Here is a 21,586-nt window from a genome sequence, read left to right as displayed (position 1 = left end):
CCGCAAAACGCTGGCATCGACGGGCAAAATCAGTATGTTACGCGCAGACAACGCTTCGCTGGCCACAGGACACCCTCGTCCGGATCGGTCCCGGGCCTGAATTTTAGGAAACACACCTGTGAAAGTCATCGCCAGTTCTATTCGCAAGGGCAACGTGATCGAGCAAGACGGCAAGCTCTACGTGGTTCTGACCGCCGAGAACATCCATCCCGGCAAGGGAACTCCGGTCAGCCAGATCGAAATGCGCCGAATCAGCGACGGCGTGAAGATCTCGGAGCGTTACAAGACCACGGACGCGGTGGAAAAGGCGACCATCGAAGACCAGAACTTCAATTACCTCTACAAGGACGCCGACGGCTTCCACTTCATGAACAACGACAATTACGACCAGGTGTCCGTGCAGAAGGACGTGATCGGCGATGCCGAGGCCTATCTGACCGAGAACATGACCGTGAAGCTCTCGCTGCACGGCCTGGTCCCGGTCTCCATCACCATGCCGCAGCGCGCCACGGTCGAAGTCGTCGACACCGAGCCGGTCACCAAGGGCCAGACGGCGTCGTCGTCCTACAAGCCGGCGATGCTGGCCAACGGCATCCGCACCCTGGTGCCGCCGCACATCGGCACCGGCACCCGCATTGTCGTCATGACCGAAGACAACTCCTACGTTGAACGCGCCAAGGACTGAGCTGCCAAAAGTACAACTGTCGTCGCCCGGCTTGGTCGGGCGACGACAACTGAGAGGTAGGCGGCGACCTCGACCATCCGCGACGCCGTACGCCCTCGCGCTGCCCATTTCGCGGCGCTACTCTGGGACATGACCCAGAACGATTCCCAACACCGCCTCTCCCGCCGCGCGATGCTGCAGTCAAGCCTCAGTGCCGCCGCCGCTCTGGCATTGCCCGGAGCTGCCTTTGCCGCTCCAGTAGGCTTCGACGCCTGGCGCGACGGCTTCCGGTCCCGCGCGCTGGCCAAGGGCGTCTCGGACGCCACCTATTCCCGCGTGATGGGCCGCATCGAGCCGGACATGTCGGTGTTCAAATCGATGCAGAAGCAGCCCGAATTCCACGAGCAGCTCTGGCAATACGTCAACCGCCGCGCTTCCGACTGGCGCATCACCGCCGGCAAGGAAGCGCTGCGCAAGCACGAGGCGTTGTTCGGCCGGATCGAACAGGACTTCGGCGTCGAGCGCGGCACGCTGCTGGCGCTGTGGGGCGTGGAATCCGCCTATGGCGATCCGATCGTGCAGCAGAACCATATGCGCCCGGTGTTTCCGTCGCTGGCCGCACTGGCGTGGAACGAACCGCGCCGGCGCAGCTATTGGGAAACCGAACTCATCAACGCGCTGAAGATCGTCGACAAGGGCTGGGGCACGCCGGAGGAGATGCGCGGCTCCTGGGCCGGCGCGATGGGCCATACGCAATGGATGCCGGAAGTCTGGCTCAATGTCGGCATCGACTATGACCGCGACGGCCGTGTCTCGCCGTTCGGCAGGCCGGATGATGCGCTGGGCTCGTCCGCGCGCTTTCTGGTCAACCGCGGCAAATATCCGCGCGGCGAACATTGGGGCTACGAGGTCCGCGCCGAGGGCGCGGCATCGTCGGAGAGCAGCCGCAGCTTCGCGTCGTGGTCGGCAGCCGGCGTCACCCGCGCCGATGGCAAGCCGTTCCCGCAGCCGAGCGCCACCGCCAAGCTATGGATTCCGGTGGCCGGCGGCCCTAGCTTCCTGCTCGGCCAGGGTTTCTACGCCGTGCGCAGCTACAATCCGTCGATGAACTACGCGTTGGCGATCTGCCATCTCGGCGACCGCATTCTCGGCGCGCCGCCGTTCCTGCAGCCGTTCCCGGGCTCCGAGCGCATCCTGACGTTGGCCGAAGTGCAGGAAGTACAGACCCGCCTGACCCGCGCCGGTTTTGATACCGGTGGCACCGACGGCCGCGTCGGCAATGATACCATGAAGGCCGTGCGCGACTATCAGACGAAGATGGGCCTGCTGCCGGCGGATGGTTATGGCGGGCTCAAGGTGCTGGCAAGGTTAAGGCAGGGCGGCTAGCTGGCGTCACGCGGCCCTCTCGGCCGTCATTACGAGGATCCCTTGCGACGAAGCAATCCAGTTCTTGCCGAGCTTGTGGCTTCTGGATTGCCGCGTCGGTTCGCTAAGGCGAAAGCCGATTGGCTTTCCCCTGACCTCGCAATGACGGAGAGAGGTGTGTGCTTCTTACCTGATCCTCGCCGGCCCGTCGTCCGGCACCGCGATGTCGATCACCCGCAACTGCACGCGCTCATTGCCCTGCCAGCGGTCCACGGCCAGCGAGCCCGCGACATGCAGTAGCTGGCCGCGATGCGCGAGCAGTGCGTTACCGAGCTTCTGGCCGACCGAGCGAAAGGCGATGCCGTTGACGATGGTGCCGTCACTCGACTTGAAGCGCAGCCGCAGATGCGCCTGACCGACCTCATCGGCATAGACCAGTTGATGCGACGGCAGCGCGACCACCGGCTCCGGATTGCCGGCGCCAAACGGCCCTGCCCGGTTCATGGTCGCGACCAGCTCCGGCGTGACGCCGCGCGCGGTGACGGCGCCGTCGATGAACAGCTCCTTCTCGTTGCGCGATTTCGCTACGTCTGGGGCCAGCGCGCTTTCGATATAGGCGCGGAATTCGGCGAGCCGTTCCTTGCGCAGCGTGATGCCGGCTGCCATCGCATGGCCACCGCCTTTTATAAGCAAGCCGTCCGTCACCGCCTGCCGCACGGCCTTACCGAGATCGACACCGCTAATCGAGCGGCCCGAGCCGGTGCCGATTCCGCCCGGCTCCAGCGCGATCGCAAAGGCCGGCCGCGAAAACTTCTCCTTCAGCCGCGAGGCGACGAGCCCGACCACGCCGGGATGCCAGCCTTCAGCGGCGGTGACGACCACCGAGCCCTTGTCCTCGAGGCCAAGCGAGGCCATCGCCTCGGCTTCCGCCTGCGCCTCGGCCATCTGTTCGATGACGCGGCGCTCGACATTGAGCCGGTCGAGTTCGGCGGCAATCCTTGCCGCTTCCGAGATGTCACCCTCCAGCAGCAGCCGCACGCCGAGGTCGGCGCGGCCGATGCGGCCGCCGGCATTGATGCGCGGCCCCAGCATGAAGCCGAGATGCCACGCCTCCGGCGGGCCGTTGAGCCGTGCCACATCCATCAAGGCGGTGTGGCCGACATGGTCGCGGCGGCGCAGCGCGATCAGGCCCTTGGCGACGAAGGCGCGGTTGAGCCCGGTCAGCAGCGCGACGTCGGCGACGGTGCCGAGCGCCACATGATGCAGCATGTCGAGCAGGTTCGGCTCCGGCCGGGTCGCGGTCCAGAAGCCGCGCTGGCGCAGCTCGCGGTTGACAGCCACCAGCGTGATGAAGACGAGGCCGACCGCGGCAAGATGGCCAAGGCCGGAGATGTCGTCGAGCCGGTTGGGATTCACCAGCGCCTCGACGTCTGGCAATTCGTCGCCGGCCTGATGGTGATCGATGACGACGACCGACATGCCGACCTTCTTCGCTTCCGCCAGCGGCTCCAGGCTGGTGGTGCCGCAATCGACGGTCACCAGCAGCGTCGCGCCGTTGTCCGCCAGCATGCGGATGGCGTCGGTGTTGGGGCCGTAGCCTTCAAAGATGCGGTCGGGAATGTGGATCTGCGGATCGAGGCCGCAATGCCGCAGATGCCAGGCCAGCAGTGCCGACGAGGTCGCGCCGTCGACGTCGTAATCGCCGAAGATCGCGACCTTCTCGCCGTTCACCGCGGCATCCGCGATGCGCTTGGCGGCGGCTTCCATCTGCGTCACGGTAAAGGGATCGGGCATCAGCTTGCGGATGGTCGGGTCGAGAAAATCCTCGACGGCGTCGAGCTCGACGCCGCGCCCGGCGAGCAGCCGCGCGAGCATTTCCGGCAGTTGAAACCGCTGCACCATCGCCAGCGCCCGCGCCGCGCCGCGCTGGTCGACCCGGTCGCGCCAGGTCTTGCCGGTCGCCGACAGCGTCACGCCGAGAAAGGCGGGCCTGGATTCAACGGGAATGATGGTGGGTGACATGATGCCCGGACATAAGCACGAAGCGCGGGCGAGGCAAACCGGCCGCCGCCGGTTGCCACCAGCTCAGTCTCGTCGCCACCAGCTCCGCTCCCGTCATCCTGAGGAGCTCGCCGAAGGACGAGCCGCGAACGATGCGGCCACAGGCGTTTGCGGCGCATGCTTCGAAGCCGTCGCGTGTATTGCAGCCAGGTCGCTATTGGCCGAAGTGCCGGAGAACGTTGGCTGCCACGAAAAGCGCGACCGCCAGAAAAACGAGCTGCTTCTTGCTCGGCATCTCAGCACCCCATCCGTGTCGCCAGGTCGCCGAAATCATCCGCCACCACGTCCCATTCGCCGTCGGCCTTGAAGTCGCGGCTCTGGTGCGGGCCGTATTCGGTGATGCGCGGCACGAAGGCGGTCTTGAGGCCGAGTTTTTGCGCAGCGTCGAGGTCGTTGTTGTGGGCGGCGACCATCATCACCTGCCCGGGCTCCAGATTGAGCAGCCGCGCGGCGCCGAGATAGGTCTGCGGGTCCGGCTTGTAGTGCTCGAACAATTCCGCGGACATGATCAGGTCCCACGGCAGCCCGGCGAATTTGGCCATGTTGGTGAGCAGCGCGACATTGCCGTTCGACAGCGGGCTGATGATGTATTTGGTCTTCAGCCGGGTCAGGCCGCCGACCGAGTCGGGCCAGGGATGCAGCCGGTGCCAGCCCAGCGTGAAATGGTGCAAATCGTCCGCGGTGAGGCCGCTGATGCGGAATTTCTGCACCAGGTTCTCCAGCGACTTGCGATGCAGCGTGTCGAGCTTCTTGAAACCGAGTTCGGGATGATGCCGCACCACGTCCATGGCCGGCATGTAGGCCTGCCGCCAGGCATCGACCAGTTGCGTCCAGTCCGCACTGACGCCATTGGCACCGCCCCATTGGCCCAGATCGGCAATCAGGCTGGAGCGCCAGTCCACCACCGTGCCGAACACATCGAACACCAGCGCCTTGACGTCGTGCAACTCGCTCATGCGTTTCGCTCCCGAAGTTTCTTGTTTTATCATTCACCTCTCCCCGTCATTGCGAGGAGCCCTTGCGACGAAGCAATCCAGTCTTTGCTTGTGGTTTGCTGGATTGCCGCGTCGCTTCGCTCCTCGCAATGACGGCTGAGGGTATTCGCTAGTCTAAAACACTTTCCGGTATTGAATGAAGCCGGAATTGTCGGCGATCCGGTCGTACAATAGCCGCGCCGTCGCATTGTCGTTCTGCGTCAGCCAGTGCACGCGGCTGCAGCCATCGGCACGGGCACGGTCGTACACCGCCTCGATCAGCGCGCGCCCGAGCCCTAGCCCGCGCGCGCTGTCGTCGACATAGAGGTCCTGCAAATAGCAGTAATCACCCGGCGTCCAGGACGAGCGGTGGTACAGAAACTGGACGATGCCGGTAAGCTTGCCGTCGACATAGGCGCCGAGCAGGAACATCGCTTCCTTCGGGTCGTGGAAGCGCGCCCAGGCCGTGTCGGTCGCGAGCTGCGGCAGCGTCGCTTTGTAGAAAGTCAGGTAGCCCTGCCACAGCGGCTCCCAGTCGGCTCGCTCATCGGCGCCGACCGGACGGATTACGACGTTTGCGGTCATGCTACCAAACTCAATCGAGGTGGAATTTTTCGAACTGGCGGTGCTCGGCCTTGATGATGCGGACGGTGCCGGTCACCGAGCGCATCACGATGGTCTCGGTTTCGATCACATGCTTGCGGAACTTGACGCCCGACAGCAGCGAGCCGTCGGTGACGCCGGTGGCCGCGAACAGGCAGTCGCCGCGCGCCATGTCCTCGATGCCGTAGATCATCTTCGGATCGGTGATGCCCATCTTCAGCGCGCGTTCGCGCTTCTCGTCGGTGTCGAGGATCAGTCGGGTCTGCATCTGGCCGCCGATGCAGCGCAGCGCTGCCGCAGCCAGCACGCCTTCCGGGGCGCCGCCGGTGCCGATGTAGAGATCGATGCCGGACTTCTCGGGGTTGGCGCAGTGGATCACGCCGGCGACGTCGCCGTCGTCGATCAGGCGCACCGCAGCACCCGTGGAGCGGATCGCGGCGATCATGTCGACATGGCGCGGACGGTCGAGCACCAGCACGGTGATGCCCGTCATCGGCACGCCCTTGGCCTTGGCGAGACGGCGGACGTTCTCTTCCGGCGAGGCGTCGAGCTCGATGACGTTCTTGTCGTAGCCCGGGCCGATCGCGATCTTCTTCATGTAGACGTCAGGCGCATGCAGCAGCGTGCCGCCGTCGGCCATCGCCATGGTGGCGATCGAGCCCGGCATGTCCTTGGCGCACAGCGTGGTGCCTTCCAGCGGATCGACGGCGATGTCGACCTTCGGGCCGGCATTGATGCCGACCTTCTCGCCGATGAACAGCATAGGGGCTTCGTCGCGTTCGCCCTCGCCGATCACGATGGTGCCTTCGATCGGCATCTTGTTGAGCTCGCGGCGCATCGCATCGACGGCGGCCTGGTCGGCCGCTTTTTCCTGGCCGAGGCCGCGCAGGCGCGCCGCCGACACCGCGGCGCGCTCGGTCACGCGAACGATCTCCAGCGTCAGGATGCGTTCCAGCAGTTGCTGCGGCGGCACGGTAATATGGGTCGACATCGTAGTCTCCTTCAAACGTCACAACGGGTCAGTGGACCCGTAAATGTCTCAAACGAATCGTCAGTTTTTCTCGATGCGGATCACCTGCGGCTTGCCGCTGATGACCTTGTCGCTCTGCACGGCGGCCAGCGCGCGGCGCATCGCATCTTCGGAGGTGGCATAGGTGATCAGGATCACCGGAACCGGCTGGGATTTCTTCTTGCCATCGATCGGCTCGATCATGCCGTCGGGATGACGCTGCACGATCGATTCCAGTGAGATCTTCTGCTCCGCAAGCCGCGTCGCAATCCTTGCTGCGGTGCCGGCCAGGTCGCGCGCCATCAGCCGGATGTAATAGCCGCCAAGATGGCGCTCCATCGGCGCCTTGGTGGTCGCGTCGAGCTTCGCCACCGGCCGGCCGAACGGCAGCGCGCGCACGCCGCGGGCGACATCGGCGATGTCGGCCAGCACCGCGGAGGCGGTCGCAGCACCTCCGGCGCCGGGCCCCACCAGCGTGATCGGCGAGATGCCGGCGCCGTCGATCGTCACCGCATTGGTCACGCCCATCACCTGCGCAATCGAGGATTTCAGCGGCACCATGGTCGGATGCACGCGCTGTTCGATGCCGGTCGCGGTACGCACCGCGACGCCGAGCAGCTTGACCCGGTAGCCGAGTTCGGCGGCAGCGCGCAGATCGGCGGCTGCAATCGAGGTGATGCCCTCCACATAGACCGCGCTCTGCGCGACCTTGGTGCCGAACGCGAGGCTGGCCAGGATCGCCAGCTTCTGCGCGGTGTCGTGGCCGTCGACGTCGAACGACGGATCCGCTTCGGCATAGCCGAGCCGTTGCGCGTCCTTCAGACATTCTTCAAACGACAGGCCCTCCTGCTCCATCCGGCTCAGAATGTAATTGCAGGTGCCGTTGAGGATTCCATAGACGCGATTGATGCCGGTGCCGGCCAGGCCCTCGCGAAGGGTTTTCACGACCGGAATGGCGCCGGCCACGGCGGCCTCGTAATTCAGCGCGCCGCCGTGTTTTTCGGCCAGCGCCGCCAGTTTCAAGCCGTGCTTGGCGATCAGCGCCTTGTTGGCGGTGACCACCGACTTCCCGGACGACAGGGCGGCCTCGATCGCCGACAGCGCGGGATCGCCAACGCCGCCCATCAGTTCGACGAAGCAATCGACTTCCGGGTCGGTGGCGACCGCCATCGGATCCCTGGCCCAGCGAATGCCGGAGAGATCGACATTGCGCTTCTTGGCCTTGGACCGCGCCGTGACCGACACGACCTTGACGCCGCGGCCGGAGCGCGCGGCCAGGACCTTGCTCTGCTGTTCGATGAGGCGGACCACCTCGGCGCCAACGGTGCCGAGGCCGGCGATACCCACGCGGAGGGGTGCGACCATGTAACTGAAAACCTATTCGGAAAGAGCCTAGCGCCGGGTGGCGAGAGGAACCACGTTGTGCAACGTTTCGAGCCCGCTTTCAAGGAAGCGCCGAACGCCGCGCGCGGCTTGGCGGATGCGCTGCTCGTTTTCAACCAGAGCGATGCGGACGTAGCCCTCGCCATGCTCGCCGAAGGCAACGCCGGGCGACACCACCACGCCGGATTTCTCCACCATCAGGGTGGCGAACTGCATGCTGCCCAGTTCCGCGAATTTCGGCGGCAGCGGCGCCCAGGCGAACATCGAGGCGGACGGCGCCGGAACGTCCCAGCCGGCCTTGCCGAACGTCTCCACCATGACGTCGCGGCGCCGCTTGTAGGTCTCGCGCATCTCGCGGATGCAGTCATCCGGCCCGTTCAGCGCCGCGGTGGCCGCGACCTGCACCGGGGTGAAGGCGCCGTAATCGAGATAGGATTTGACCCGTGCGAGCGCTGCGATGATGCGCTCGTTGCCGACCGCAAAGCCCATCCGCCAGCCGGCCATCGAGAACGTCTTGGACATCGAGGTGAACTCGACGGTGACGTCGATTGCGCCGGGCACCTGCAGCACCGAGGGCGGCGGGTTGTTGTCGTCGAAATAGACCTCGGCATAAGCGAGGTCCGACAGGATGTAGATCTCGTGCTTCTTAGCGAACGCCACCAGGTCCTTGTAAAAATCCAGGCTGGCGACCTGCGCCGTTGGGTTGGACGGGTAGCACACGATCAACGCGATCGGCTTCGGGATCGAGTGGATGATGGCGCGTTCGACCGCGGCGAAGAATTCCGGGCCGGGCTCCGACGGCACCGAGCGGATCACGCCGCCGGCCATCAGGAAGCCGAAGGCATGGATCGGGTAGCTCGGATTGGGGCACAGCACGACATCGCCCGGCGCGGTGATGGCCTGCGCGACGTTGGCGAAGCCTTCCTTGGAGCCGAGCGTGGCGACGATCTGGGTGTCGGGGTTGAGCTTCACGCCGAAGCGGCGGTCGTAATAGGCGGCCTGGGCCTTGCGCAGCCCGGTGATACCGCGCGAAGCCGAATAACGGTCGGTGCGCGGCTTGCCGAGGGTTTCCTTGAGTTTCTCGATGACGTGCGGCGGCGTCGGCAGGTCCGGATTGCCCATGCCCATGTCGATGATGTCGGCACCGGCATTGCGCGCGGCCGCCTTGGCCCGGTTGATCTGCTCGAACACGTAAGGCGGCAGGCGGCGAATGCGGTAGAATTCTTCCATAACAAGGGCTCCCGAACCGCTCGGTGCGGTTGAATCGCTTCTTTTTACCACGGAACCCCAGTGACACCAGCCATGTCGGGGCGGTTTTGCTTACTTCCGGCCGGGAGCGGCCGGGGTTGCGACGGCCTGGCGGTCGCGGGCGGCGATCAGCTCGGCCTGGATCTTGGCCTGTTCGGCCGGCGCCATGGCGGTGCCTTCGCGCGAGGTGGGGAGATCGTGCACGGGGAGATATTCGCCGGGCTGGGCCGGCCGCGCCGGCGCGCCGGCGGGCGTGCCGACCATCGGCAGGTCGGCGATGGTCGAGGCGCAGCCGCCAAGCGTCAGCGCCAGCAGCAGCAACGCTGTCGGCATCCCTGCCCGGCCGCTGTGACCTGCCGGTCCGAATGTCCTGATCCGCTTCACGCCTTGCTCACCTATCCAACCCATTACGCGTTCGTCGCAATGCAGCATAAACCAAAATGGATCGAAACGATTAACGCCCCGCGAACGAGGCAGGCTTGGACCTGCAATATGACAAAACAAAGGGGAGCCGGCGAGCGGGCGCCTTGTCGCAGTGCAACACATCGAATCCTGCGACATCGCGCGAACTGTGCCATCATCCTGCTGCGTGCTGATCTGTCGTCACCGGACATGAAATGAAGTTTGTTGCCCCATGAGTGAAGTCGCAGTCGAAACCAAGGCCCCGAACACCTTCGATCCCGAGGCTTTCGCGTTGAACATCGCCAAGGCGATGGAGAGCAGCGGTCAGGCCCTCGCCGCCTACCTCAAGCCGCGCGAAAACGGCGAGGCGCGCGACAAGCCGCCGAACGAGGTCAACGAGATCATCAAGACCTTCAGCACGGTCGCAAATTACTGGTTGTCCGACGACAAGCGCAGCGCCGAACTGCAGATCAAGCTCGGGCGTGCCTATCTCGATTTGTGGGGTTCGGCGATGCACCGCATGGCCGGCGAAGAGGCCAAGCCGGCGATCGAGCCGCCGCCGCGCGACAAGCGGTTTGCCGACCCGGAGTGGAAATCGAACCAGTTTTTCGACTTCATCATGCAGGCCTACCTGCTGACCACCAAATGGGCGCAGGAACTCGTTGATAACGCCGAGGGGCTGGACGAGCATACCCGCAAAAAGGCCGAATTCTACGTCCAGCAGATCGCCAATGCGCTGGCGCCCTCCAATTTCGTCATGACCAACCCGGAAGTGCTGCGCGAGACGGTGGCGTCCAACGGCAGCAATCTGGTGCGCGGCATGGGCATGCTGGTCGAAGACATCGAAGCCGGCCACGGGTCGCTGCGCATCCGGCAATCCGACCCGGCCAATCTCGAGGTCGGTGTCAACATGGCGACCACCGCGGGCAAGGTGATCTTCCAGAACGAAATCATGCAGCTGATCCAGTATCAGCCGGCCACGGAGAACGTGCTAAGCACGCCGCTTTTGATCGTGCCGCCATGGATCAACAAGTTTTACATCCTCGATTTGAAGCCGGAAAAATCCTTCGTTAAATGGTGTGTCGATCAGGGCATCACGGTGTTTCTGATTTCCTGGGTCAACCCCGACAAGCGGCTCGGCAACAAGACCTTCGAGGACTACATGAAGGAAGGCCCGCTCGCGGCGATGGACGTCATCGAGCAGGTCACCGGTGAAATGACCGTGCACACTGTCGGCTATTGCGTCGGCGGCACCCTGCTTGCCACGACCCTGGCCTGGCTCGCCGAGAAGCGCCGCGTCCGCGTGGCGTCCGCCACCTTCCTGGCCACACAGGTCGATTTCAGCCATGCCGGCGACCTCTTGGTGTTCGTCGATGAGCAGCAGATCTCGGCGCTGGAAAAGGACATGCAGGCCACCGGCGTGCTGGAAGGCAGCAAGATGGCCATGGCCTTCAACATGCTGCGCTCCAACGACCTGATCTGGGCCTATGTCGTCAGCAATTATCTCAAGGGCAAGCAGCCCTCGGCGTTCGACCTGCTGCACTGGAATTCCGACGCCACCCGGATGCCGGCCGCCAACCACTCGTTCTACCTGCGGAACTGCTACCTTGAGAACAAGCTGTCGTCGGGCAAGATGGTAATCGACAACACGCGGCTGGATCTCTCCAGGGTCAAAGTGCCAGTCTATAATCTGGCGACCCGCGAGGATCACATCGCGCCGGCAGAGTCCGTGCTGTACGGCTCGCAATTCTTCGGCGGCCCGGTCAAATACGTGCTGTCCGGCTCCGGCCACATCGCCGGCGTAATCAACCCGCCGGCCGCCGGCAAGTATCAATACTGGACCAACGACGCCAGTCACGCTGAAACGGTCGCCGACTGGATGAAGACCGCGCAGGAACACGCCGGCTCATGGTGGCCGAACTGGCGGGAATGGCTGTCCGGCATCGACGGCGAACAGGTTCCGGCACGCAGCGTCGGCACCGAAGCGCTGCCGCCGCTGGAGGATGCGCCGGGCAGCTACGTGCGGGTGCGGGCGTAGGCCTCCCCCGCTGTCGTTCCGGGGCGCGAGCGCATCGGCGCGAGCGAACCTCAGCCGCTCCATTTGGAGCGGTGGGGAACCTCGACATGGTCAGCGCAAATCAGCCCGGGGTTCCCTTGTCTCCATCGGCCGGCTTCGCCGTCCGATGCATCCCGGAACGACAACAGGGAACGCCGCATTGGCGGCGTCGCATCAATTGTCTATGGTTGCCGCATCGCGCCGGCATTTTCCGCCCAAGCGATTCCTGATCGCCCTCTCCGCGCTCGCGGACCTACCCTCTGAAAGGAACCGCGGATGACGCGCGAATTGTTCTGGCTGACGCTGACCGTGATCCTCACCGGCCTGCTCTGGGTGCCCTATGTGCTGAACCGCATCATGGTGCGCGGCGTGTCGGGCGCCATGGCCAATCCGTCGCGCACCGACAAGCCGCAGGCGGAATGGGCGAACCGGTTGATGTTCGCGCATGACAACGCGATCGAGAACCTGATCGTGTTCGCGCCGCTCGTGCTGATCCTCAACGCCGCCGACGTCTCGACGCCCACCACGGTGCTGGCCTGCGCGGTGTTCTTCTGGTCCCGGCTGGTGCACCTGATCGTCTATACCGCGGGCCTGCCGGTGCTGCGCACCCTCGCCTTCGTGGTCGGTTTCGCCGCCCAGGCCGTCCTCGCCGTCGCCATCCTGCGGCTGGCCTAGGCCTGTAACTCTCCCCGCCCGGCGCGGGGAGAGCTCGAACCCCGAGCGCCCATGCCCGAATTCGCCCATCTGGAAACCGTCGTCCAGGAAATTGCCGAGGAGATGGCCGCGCGGACCGACCGCGGCGAGGTCGCCAGCTATATTCCGGAGCTTGGCAACGTCGACCCCAAACACTTCGCCCTGGTCGTCACCGATGCCGAGGGCAACATGGCGGCCGGCGGCGACGCCGACGTGCCGTTCTCGATCCAGAGCATCTCGAAAGTGTTCACGCTGACGCTGGCGCTCGGCATGGTCGGCGACCGCCTGTGGCGCCACGTCGGCCGCGAGCCGTCCGGCAACGCGTTCAACTCCATCGTCCAGCTCGAGCGCGAGCGCGGCGTGCCGCGCAATCCCTTCATCAATGCCGGCGCCATCGCCGTGACCGACGTGATCCTGTCCGGCCACCAGCCGCGCGAGGCGATCGGCGAGATCCTTCGCTTCATGCAGTTTCTGGCCGGCGATCCCTCCATCATGATCGACGAAAAGGTGGCGGCGTCCGAAAAACGCACCGGCTTTCGCAACACCGCGCTGGCGAATTACATGAAGTCGTTCGGCGTGATCGAAAACCCGGTCGATTTCACGCTCGGCGTCTACTTCCACCACTGCGCGATCTCGATGAGCTGCCGGCAATTGGCGACCGCGGGACGCTTCCTGGCTTATTCCGGGCGCAATCCCTCGACCGGGCTTTCGGTCGTATCCGCGGAGCGAGCGCGGCGCATCAATGCGCTGATGCTCACCTGCGGCCATTACGACGGCTCCGGCGAATTCGCCTACCGGGTCGGCCTGCCCGGCAAGAGCGGCGTCGGCGGCGGCATCCTGGCCATTGCGCCGGGCAAGGCTTCCATTGCGGTATGGGCGCCCGGTCTCGACAAGGCCGGCAATTCGCATCTTGGCCGCATCGCGCTGGAAGCGCTGACCAAGCGGATGGGCTGGTCGATCTTCGGCGTCTAGCACCGCCCAACAAAAAGGGCCGAAACCTGAAAGTTTCGACCCTGACTTGCCTGCGATGGCGACGGTGACGTGGGAGACGATCCGGTGACGGGCATCAGTGGTCGCGGGTCCGCTTGGCATCCTGCTGGATCGCCGCGTCGTGGTACCAGCCTTCGCCGCAGACGGTTGGCGTCACGTGCGGGGCGATCCGTTCGAGATGGCTCCGTGCGTCGTTGCGAAGCCCATGGGCTGCAGCGCGGCCACCGATCGGGAACTGATAGATTTTCGCGCTCTGGTGCGGGGTATTGGTCGGCATCTTTCATCTCTCCTTTCGCATCTGGTTTGCGATTGCTCTGCGCATCAACGCGACAGGCCCCGTTTTAGCAGATGGCGCACTTCATATGTGCGATCTGCCTCGTTAAAAGCAGCAATTGCCGACATTATGCGCAGATCGTCGGGATGCGGGTTCGAGCGGCAGCCTACAATCGCGGATGGTTGCCATTGCACGTAAAGAATGAGCGGTTGGACGGCAGAAAGGTTCCGAAAGAATCCACGCCATCCCCGCAACTGCGCAAAATTTGCACAACGCCACATTGGCAAGCACCCCCGTGCGGATTGTCGCAGGGCATTTTCGTGCACGACTCGGCCAGCATCGCGGCCCCGCCCGTCCGCCAACCAACCACCCTCACGACTTTTCAGGGGCTGGTCAGGCGGACTTTGGCGCTTGGCATATAAAATGCTTTAAAGAAGCGCGGCCGCCGGCGCCGGGTATGTTTGACGCCGGCAGGCCCAGGGAATTCCTCACCCCTCGTAACGTCAACTCATGAGAGATCCGCATGACCAAGTACAAGCTCGAGTATATTTGGCTCGATGGCTACACGCCGGTTCCGAACCTGCGTGGCAAGACCCAGATCAAGGAATTCGATGAATTTCCGACCCTCGAGCAGCTGCCGCTGTGGGGCTTCGACGGCTCCTCCACGATGCAGGCCGAAGGCAGCAATTCCGATTGCGTGCTGAAGCCGGTCCGCGTGTTCCCGGACGGCGCGCGCGAGAACGGCGTGCTGGTGATGTGCGAAGTCATGATGCCCGACGGCAAGACCGCGCACCCGACCAACACCCGCGCCACCATCCTCGACGATGACGGCGCATGGTTCGGCTTCGAGCAGGAATACTTCTTCTACGAGGACGGCCGTCCGCTCGGCTTCCCCGAGGCCGGCTATCCCGCGCCGCAGGGCCCCTATTACACCGGCGTCGGCTACAAGAACGTCGGCTCGATTGCTCGCGAGATCGTCGAAGAACATCTCGACCTCTGCCTCGCCGCCGGCATCAACCACGAAGGCATCAACGCCGAAGTGGCCAAGGGCCAATGGGAATTCCAGATCTTCGGCAAGGGCTCCAAGAAGGCCGCTGACGAAATGTGGATGGCCCGCTACCTGTTGCAGCGCCTGACCGAGAAGTACGGCATCGACATCGAGTATCACTGCAAGCCGCTCGGCGACACCGACTGGAACGGCTCCGGCATGCACGCCAACTTCTCGACCGAGTACATGCGCACCGTCGGCGGCAAGGCCTACTTCGAGGCTCTGATGGCGCAGTTCGGCAAGAACTGGGAAGCGCACATCGAGGTCTACGGTCCGGACAACCACCTGCGCCTGACCGGCAAGCACGAAACCGCGCCGTGGAACAAGTTCAGCTACGGCATCGCGGACCGCGGCGCCTCGATCCGAGTCCCGCACTCATTCGTCAACAATGAGTACAAGGGCTACCTGGAGGATCGCCGTCCGAACTCGCAGGGCGACCCCTACGCCATCGCCTCGCAGATCCTGAAGACCATCTCGGAAGTCTCGACCGAAGGCAAAGCCTCGGCCGCCGCGTAAGCGAAACTTCATCGATACGGAAACGGCCCGGACCAAAGTCCGGGCCGTTTTGCTTGTCGGTAGCCCGGATGGAGCGCAGCGCAATCCGGGAACCAGCCTTCGTGACGGATGGGCCGGCCCCGGATTGTCATCCGGGCTACGGATCACTCCAGCCCGAGCATCAGCCGCATATTCTGCACCGCGGCGCCCGACGCGCCCTTGCCGAGATTGTCGAGCCGGGCGACCAGCACCGCCTGCCCCAGCGCGTCATTGGCAAACACATAGAGCTCCAGCCTGTTGGTCTCGTTGAGCGCCTCCGGCTCGATGCGGCCGTTCTTGATCGCCACGTCATCGAGCGGCATCACCACCACGTTGGCGCTGCCCGCATAGCGTTTCGCGAGCGCATCATGCAGCATTGCGCCGCTCGGCCTGCCGGGCAGCATGTCGAGGTGCAGCGGCACCGACACCAGCATGCCCTGCCGGAAATTGCCGACCGACGGCACGAAGATCGGCCGCCGCGCGAGATGCGAATAAAGCTGCGTTTCCGGCAGATGCTTGTGCTGCAGGTTGAGGCCATAGAGCTCGAAGGCCGGCGCCGAGCCGTCCTCATAGCTCTCGATCATCGACTTGCCGCCGCCGGAATAGCCGCTGACCGCGTTGACGGTCACCGGATGGTCGGCCGGGATCAGCCCGGCATCGACGAGCGGTCGCAGCAGCGCGATCGCGCCCGTCGGATAGCAGCCGGGGTTCGACACCTTCCGCGCCTGGCGGATCTTGTCGGCCTGATCCGGCGCCAGCTCGGCGAAACCATAGACCCAGTCCGGCGCGACGCGGTAGGCGGTCGAGGCGTCGAGTACCTTCGGCCCCTTGGCGCCCATGGCGTCGATCAGCGCCACCGTCTCTTTCGCAGCATCGTCGGGCAGGCACAGGATGACGAGGTCGACCTCCTCCATCAGCGCGCGCTTGGCGGCGACATCCTTGCGCTTGTCGGGATCGATGATCTTCACCGCAACATCGTTCTGGTGCGCCAGCCGCTCGCGGATGCCGAGCCCGGTGGTGCCGGCTGCGCCATCGACGAACACGGTCGGCGTCGCGAGGCGGGTGGCGGTGGCCGGAGCCGTCGTCTTCGTATCGCTGCTCATCACGTGGTTCCTTCCAGGGTCGGCATAGCATCCAATTGTGTCACTTCATCCGCGAACAGCACCGGTCGTAGCACGCGCATCTCGCTGGCCAGCTTTTGCGAAGCCGCATCCGGCTGCACCGACAGCGCGCCCGCCACCGCGGCATAGTCGGCGTCGGATTTGTGCTGGTTCAGCTTGAAGCTGCCCTCGACCTCGTCCACCGTCAGCACGACACCGACAATCGCCTTCTTCATCGCGTCCAACCGCCCGGCCGTCATCTTGCTCGAGCTCCATGGCGGCTTCGGCAACAGCCAGTCTTCGAATTTGCCGGACAGCGCGTCAAGGTGAGAACCCAGTTCATCGTCGCGAAGCCGCCGCACCGGCCCGGTCAGGTGGACCGCCTGATACAGCCAGGTCGGTACCTGGTCCGGCGAGACATACCAGTCGGCGGAGACATAGGCATCGGCGCCGTTCACCGCCATCACCAACGGCGTCGCGCCGTCGGCCAGCCGGAGCAGCGGATTCTGCCACGCCATATGGAAGGCGAGACGCGGCGTGCCGTCGGCGCTGTAATCGAGCGCGAATGGCAGCGCCGAGGCGACCGGCTTGTCGCCATCCCACGCGCACGCCGTGCCGAAGCCGCGCGCGGCTGCAAACGCCAAGGCCGCGGCGCGGTCGGGCTTGAATCGGGGTGGCGTGTACATGGCGGCCTCCTGTCGGGTGAGGAGCCGTCGGATCGGGACTGCGGGGAGTGTCGAGCGATACCGCGGACCAAATCCGGCGGCAGGGGCGACGATCTAAACGCGAACGCCGTTAGCTGCCGCGAGGATGCGGCGGCGGCGGGCGATGATGGTCAACGCGTTGATCATGGGCGCGGTCATAAGACCGCGCCCGGATTTCGTCAAGACGATCAGATCACCGGGCTCCACGGCGCCGGCACCAGACGGTAGCCGCTGCCGTCCTTCTCGACGAAGCCGTTGGCGGGGAACGGATAGTGGAAGCCCTGCACCCGCATCCGGTCGGCGACCAGCATGTCGTAAACCTTGCGCCGCGTCGCCTCCGCCTGCGCCGGATCCTGGTCGAACATCAGGTGCCAGCCGGGATTGGCCACGAACAGCGACGGGTGGTTGGTAACGTCCGACTGGATGAAGACCTTGTCGGAGCCCGACGACAGCACATAGGAGGTGTGGCCCGGCGTGTGACCGACCGATGACACGGCCAGCAGGCCGGGTGCTACGTCCTTGCCCCACTCATAGGGCGTGACCTTCTTCTTCAAACCGGCCTCGAACACCCGGCGGATATTCTTGAACTGGTCGGCCATCCGGCCGGCCGACGCCCGGCTCATCTCGCCGTCGTCCATCCAGTATTTCCACTCCGCCGCCGGCACCAGCACTTCAGCGTTGGGGAACGCCGCCGTGCCGTCGGCGGTGACCAGGCCGTTGATGTGGTCGCCATGGAAATGCGAGATCACCACCATGTCGATCGCCTTGGCATCGAAGCCCGCAGCCGCCATGTTGCTGGCGAACTGCCCGACATTGCCCTTGCTGGAGGCGAAGGCGCCGGGGCCGTTGCCGGTGTCGATCACCACCAGCTTGCCGCCGGTGTTGATGACCAGCGGCGCGAAATGGATGGTCATCTTGTCCTTCGGCATGAAGGCCTTTTCGAGCGCGGCGTTTACTTCGTCCTTCTTGGCGTTGAGCACCAGCGTGTCGGCGAGCGGAAACGTGTTGGCGCCGTCGGAGATGGCGTTCACCTGGGCGTCGCCGATCTTGTAGCGATAGAAGCTCGGCGCCTGCTTGTCGGCGAGCGGCGCGGCAGCTCTCGCAGGCGCGGTCGGGAGCAGCGGTGAAGCGGCGAGCGCAGCAGCGCCGACCAGCGCGTGACGTCGTGACAGTTCCATGATGCAGACTCCGGTGATTCAAGGGGACGCGCGTGGTGGGCGCCATCGGTGGTATCAACAACGGCGCGACCGACTTATTCCGCGGCCGGTCCGTGCCGTCAATTGCGCCAGGCTCAGCCGCGTTGCAACATCAACCCCACGCCATGCGACATGGCGTCGCCGAACAACAACAGCACGCCCGACCACACCAGGGCCGACAGCACATTGGCTGCCTGGAAGCGCCAGTAAGGCATTTCGAAAATGCCGGCGGCCAGGGGCACCGAAGCCCGCAGCGGCCCCGAGAATCGCGCCAGGAAAATCCCCGGCACCCCCCATTTGTTGACGAACGCCTCGCCAAGCGGCAGCAAATTTGGGAATTTCGTCAGCGGCCACACATTGGCGACGCGGTGCTTGTAGTGGGCCCCGATCCAGTACGACAGCCAGTCGCCCAGCGCCGCCCCGATGCCGCCGGCCAGCCAGATCGGCCAGAAGCTGATGCCGCTGGCCCCGATCAGCGCGCCGATCGCCACCAAGGCGCCCCAGGCCGGTATCAGCAGCGAGACGAAGGCCAGCGACTCGCCGAACGCCAGCAACAGCACCACCGGGGCGGCCCAAGCTTGGTGCTGGCGCACGAAATCGATCAGCTCGTGCATCCAGCCTTCCATTCGAAATATTCCCTTCGCGGCCACCCCGCCTGCACGGCGGTACCGCTTAACTTCTGAATGTGAATCCCCATATGAGACGTAGACGGCGGCCCCGATCACAGCAAGTCACATCGCCCACGGCGCGACGCCCTGCCTAGGGACTGGCGGAATGCGACAGCTCCAACGCCTGCTTCCGGGCAAACACGACGGCCGGCGTGACCGTCGGCGGCACCACCCGCCGCGATCCGGTCTCCCAGACTGGTCACATTGGCAACGTAACCGTGGCATAGTTACGGAGCCGATTCGCCAAATGGCGCTCCCGAACGATGAGTCAAGACCTTAACAAACATGTCGAAGCCCTTGAAATCGAATGCTAAAGTGGACCTGTTTGGCGCCGACGCGCCGAAGGCCGCAGCCCCCGCGAAGCCGGCGCCCCGCGCTACATCGGCCGAGGACGGGTATACCGCCGCCGACATCGAGGTGCTCGAAGGTCTGGAGCCGGTGCGGCGCCGGCCCGGCATGTATATCGGCGGCACCGACGAAAAGGCGCTGCACCATCTGTTCGCCGAAGTGATCGACAACTCGATGGACGAGGCACTGGCAGGCCATGCCTCCTTCATCGAAGTGGAACTGGCGGCGGACGGTTACCTCACCGTTTCCGACAATGGTCGCGGCATCCCGATCGACCCGCATCCCAAATTTCCGAAAAAGTCGGCGCTCGAAGTCATCATGTGCACGCTGCATGCCGGCGGAAAGTTCGACTCCAAGGTCTACGAGACCTCCGGCGGCCTGCACGGCGTTGGCGTCTCCGTGGTCAATGCGTTGTCCTCGCTTTGCGAGGTCGAGGTCGCGCGCAACCAGCAGCTTTACAAGATGACCTTCGCTCGCGGCATCCCGCAGGGCAAACTGCAAGACCTCGGCAAGATCCATAACCGCCGTGGCACCCGCATCCGCTTCAAGCCCGACACCGAGATCTTTGGCGACAAGGCGGCCTTCAAGCCGCAGCGCCTGTTCAAGATGGCGCGCTCCAAGGCGTACCTGTTCGGCGGCGTCAAAATCCGCTGGAAGTGCGACCCCGAACTTCTCAAGGGCGTCTCCGACGTCCCGGCCGAGGACGAATTCCACTTCCCCGGCGGCCTCAAGGACTTTCTGGGCGCCGCGATCCACAATGATACGCTGGTGCATCCCGACATCTTCTCCGGCAAGTCCGGCCGCAACGGCGCGCATGGCGCCTGCGAATGGGCGGTGGCCTGGACCGCGGATGCCGACGGCTTCATGTCGTCCTACACCAACACCGTGCCGACGCCGGACGGCGGCACCCATGAGGCCGGCATGCGCAGCGCGCTGCTGCGCGGGCTGAAGGACCACGCCGAGCGCGTCGGCCAGGGCAAGCGCTCCGGCTCGATCACCTCGGAAGACGTCATGGTCGGCGCCGCCGTGATGCTGTCGGTGTTCGTGCGCGAGCCGGAATTCCAGGGCCAGACCAAGGACCGCCTCGCCACCGCCGAAGCGCAGAAGATCGTCGAACAGGCGATCAAGGACCCGTTCGACCACTGGCTGTCCGGAAATCCCGTGCAGGCCAACAAGCTGCTGGAATTCGTGCTGGAGCGCGCCGACGAGCGGCTGCGCCGCCGCGCCGAAAAGGAAACCTCCCGCAAGACCGCGGTGAAGAAGCTGCGGCTGCCCGGCAAGCTCGCCGACTGCACCAATACCGCCACCGAAGGCTCCGAACTGTTCCTGGTCGAGGGCGATTCCGCTGGCGGCAGCGCCAAGCAGGCGCGCGACCGCAAGACCCAAGCCATTCTCCCCCTGCGCGGCAAAATCCTCAACGTGGCCTCCGCCACCAAGGACAAGATCACCGCCAACGCGCAGATCTCCGACCTGTTGCAGGCGATCGGCTGCGGCACCGGCGCGCAGTATCGCGAAGAGGATTTGCGCTACTCCCGCATCATCATCATGACCGACGCCGACGTTGATGGCGCCCATATCGCGTCCCTGCTGATCACCTTCTTCTACCGCCAGACGCCGAAGCTGATCGACGAGGGCCATCTGTATCTGGCCGTGCCGCCGCTCTACCGCATGACGCATGGCAGCAAGACCATCTACGCCCGCGACGAAGCGCATCGCGACGCGCTGCTGAAGAGCGAATTCAACGCCAATGCCAAGGTCGATATCGGCCGCTTCAAAGGCCTTGGCGAGATGATGCCCGCACAGCTCAAGGAAACCACGATGGACCCGGCCAGGCGCACCATGCTGCGCGTCAACCTGGCCGACATCGATCGTGACGGCACCGCGGATTCCGTCGAGCGCCTGATGGGCACCAAGGCCGACGCCCGCTTCGCCTTCATCACCGACAAGGCCGAATTCGCCAGCGACGATCTGCTGGACGTGTAGCAGGAGGATGGCCCGATATCGGCATGGCAGGAAGTGAAACTACCTGCGCCAGTGCCCGTATCTCACCCATGCGCATCCCATTCCTCACCCTCGGGCTTCTCGCCCTGTTCGTCGGCTTGCTCTGGATCGGCCAGGGCACCGGGCTGATCGCCTGGCCACGGTCGAGTTTCATGATCAGCCAGATGCAGTGGGCCTATTACGGTGCTGCGCTGGCGGCATTGGGCATCGGCCTGATGGTGCTGGCTCGACGACCGCCGGCCTGACGCCCCCTTCCCCCGGCTCC

The 21,586-nt window shown here is 64.7% G+C and carries 20 protein-coding genes; 8 read left to right on the top strand and 12 right to left on the bottom strand.

Translation table 11 applies throughout. The features are described 5' to 3' along the window. Window positions 1–118 precede the first annotated feature (118 nt). Both efp and FIU28_RS13960 read left to right on the top strand, forming a co-directional pair. Window positions 119–685 (top strand): elongation factor P, encoded by a 567-nt coding sequence (gene efp, locus FIU28_RS13965; RefSeq protein WP_143573822.1) that lies wholly within the window; start codon window positions 119–121, stop codon window positions 683–685. 129 nt (window positions 686–814) lie between these two features. Continuing rightward, window positions 815–2,050, top strand: coding sequence for a lytic murein transglycosylase (locus tag FIU28_RS13960; protein WP_143573820.1), 1,236 nt, complete (start codon window positions 815–817; stop codon window positions 2,048–2,050). Window positions 2,051–2,215: 165 nt separating this feature from the next. On the opposite strand, the gene recJ is transcribed toward FIU28_RS13960, so the two are convergent. The 7 genes from recJ to FIU28_RS13925 form a co-directional block, all read right to left on the bottom strand. Then, complete coding sequence (gene recJ, locus FIU28_RS13955; protein WP_143573818.1) at window positions 2,216–4,051, bottom strand: single-stranded-DNA-specific exonuclease RecJ; 1,836 nt, start codon at window positions 4,049–4,051, stop codon at window positions 2,216–2,218. Between the two features lie 275 nt (window positions 4,052–4,326). Further along, window positions 4,327–5,046, bottom strand: coding sequence for a haloacid dehalogenase type II (locus tag FIU28_RS13950; protein WP_143573816.1), 720 nt, complete (start codon window positions 5,044–5,046; stop codon window positions 4,327–4,329). A gap of 153 nt (window positions 5,047–5,199) precedes the next feature. Beyond that, entirely contained in the window at window positions 5,200–5,649 is a 450-nt protein-coding gene (locus FIU28_RS13945) for a GNAT family N-acetyltransferase (protein WP_143573814.1), read from the bottom strand. Window positions 5,650–5,659: 10 nt separating this feature from the next. Beyond that, entirely contained in the window at window positions 5,660–6,658 is a 999-nt protein-coding gene (glpX, locus tag FIU28_RS13940; protein ID WP_143573812.1) for a class II fructose-bisphosphatase, read from the bottom strand. A gap of 60 nt (window positions 6,659–6,718) precedes the next feature. After that, window positions 6,719–8,041, bottom strand: coding sequence for a homoserine dehydrogenase (locus FIU28_RS13935; RefSeq protein WP_143573810.1), 1,323 nt, complete (start codon window positions 8,039–8,041; stop codon window positions 6,719–6,721). 27 nt (window positions 8,042–8,068) lie between these two features. After that, window positions 8,069–9,289: an LL-diaminopimelate aminotransferase gene (locus tag FIU28_RS13930; RefSeq protein ID WP_143573808.1), complete on the bottom strand. Its 1,221-nt coding sequence runs from the start codon at window positions 9,287–9,289 to the stop codon at window positions 8,069–8,071. 90 nt (window positions 9,290–9,379) lie between these two features. Continuing rightward, window positions 9,380–9,640, bottom strand: coding sequence for a hypothetical protein (locus FIU28_RS13925; RefSeq protein ID WP_143573806.1), 261 nt, complete (start codon window positions 9,638–9,640; stop codon window positions 9,380–9,382). Between the two features lie 301 nt (window positions 9,641–9,941). Here FIU28_RS13925 and FIU28_RS13920 point away from each other — a divergent pair, with 301 nt between their 5' ends. The 3 genes from FIU28_RS13920 (at window position 9,942) to FIU28_RS13910 (ending at window position 13,430) form a co-directional block, all read left to right on the top strand. Continuing rightward, the gene (locus tag FIU28_RS13920) at window positions 9,942–11,747 is read left to right on the top strand and encodes a PHA/PHB synthase family protein (RefSeq protein WP_143573804.1); all 1,806 of its coding nucleotides are present in this window, start codon (window positions 9,942–9,944) and stop codon (window positions 11,745–11,747) included. 294 nt (window positions 11,748–12,041) lie between these two features. After that, on the top strand, window positions 12,042–12,440 hold the full coding sequence (locus FIU28_RS13915; protein ID WP_143573803.1) for an MAPEG family protein: 399 nt from the start codon (window positions 12,042–12,044) through the stop codon (window positions 12,438–12,440). A gap of 51 nt (window positions 12,441–12,491) precedes the next feature. Beyond that, on the top strand, window positions 12,492–13,430 hold the full coding sequence (locus FIU28_RS13910; RefSeq protein WP_143573801.1) for a glutaminase: 939 nt from the start codon (window positions 12,492–12,494) through the stop codon (window positions 13,428–13,430). A 94-nt stretch (window positions 13,431–13,524) separates the two neighbouring features. Here FIU28_RS13910 and FIU28_RS13905 read toward each other — a convergent pair whose 3' ends face one another. Then, entirely contained in the window at window positions 13,525–13,725 is a 201-nt protein-coding gene (locus FIU28_RS13905) for a DUF2735 domain-containing protein (protein WP_143573799.1), read from the bottom strand. Between the two features lie 520 nt (window positions 13,726–14,245). On the opposite strand from FIU28_RS13905, the gene FIU28_RS13900 reads away from it, so the two are divergent. Next, window positions 14,246–15,286, top strand: a complete 1,041-nt coding sequence (locus tag FIU28_RS13900; protein ID WP_143573797.1) for a glutamine synthetase beta-grasp domain-containing protein — start codon at window positions 14,246–14,248, stop codon at window positions 15,284–15,286. 143 nt (window positions 15,287–15,429) lie between these two features. On the opposite strand, the gene argC is transcribed toward FIU28_RS13900, so the two are convergent. From argC to FIU28_RS13880, 4 genes are all read right to left on the bottom strand, one after another. After that, on the bottom strand, window positions 15,430–16,407 hold the full coding sequence (argC, locus tag FIU28_RS13895; protein ID WP_143573795.1) for an N-acetyl-gamma-glutamyl-phosphate reductase: 978 nt from the start codon (window positions 16,405–16,407) through the stop codon (window positions 15,430–15,432). Continuing rightward, window positions 16,407–17,090, bottom strand: a complete 684-nt coding sequence (locus tag FIU28_RS13890) for an FMN-binding negative transcriptional regulator (protein ID WP_143573793.1) — start codon at window positions 17,088–17,090, stop codon at window positions 16,407–16,409. The genes argC and FIU28_RS13890 overlap by 1 nt, the downstream gene beginning before the upstream one ends. A gap of 206 nt (window positions 17,091–17,296) precedes the next feature. Beyond that, the gene (locus FIU28_RS13885) at window positions 17,297–18,286 is read right to left on the bottom strand and encodes an MBL fold metallo-hydrolase (RefSeq protein WP_143573791.1); all 990 of its coding nucleotides are present in this window, start codon (window positions 18,284–18,286) and stop codon (window positions 17,297–17,299) included. 113 nt (window positions 18,287–18,399) lie between these two features. Continuing rightward, on the bottom strand, window positions 18,400–18,930 hold the full coding sequence (locus FIU28_RS13880; RefSeq protein ID WP_143573789.1) for a DedA family protein: 531 nt from the start codon (window positions 18,928–18,930) through the stop codon (window positions 18,400–18,402). Window positions 18,931–19,257: 327 nt separating this feature from the next. On the opposite strand from FIU28_RS13880, the gene parE reads away from it, so the two are divergent. Next, entirely contained in the window at window positions 19,258–21,303 is a 2,046-nt protein-coding gene (gene parE, locus FIU28_RS13875) for a DNA topoisomerase IV subunit B (protein ID WP_143573787.1), read from the top strand. 68 nt (window positions 21,304–21,371) lie between these two features. Further along, window positions 21,372–21,566, top strand: a complete 195-nt coding sequence (locus FIU28_RS13870) for a hypothetical protein (RefSeq protein WP_143573785.1) — start codon at window positions 21,372–21,374, stop codon at window positions 21,564–21,566. The last annotated feature ends 20 nt before the right edge of the window (window positions 21,567–21,586 follow it).

Source organism: Tardiphaga sp. vice154, from assembly GCF_007018645.1.
Classification (GTDB): Bacteria; Pseudomonadota; Alphaproteobacteria; order Rhizobiales; family Xanthobacteraceae; genus Tardiphaga.
The sequence above is the reverse complement of the archived record's forward strand: the minus strand, read 5'-3'. Positions and strand labels throughout refer to the sequence as shown.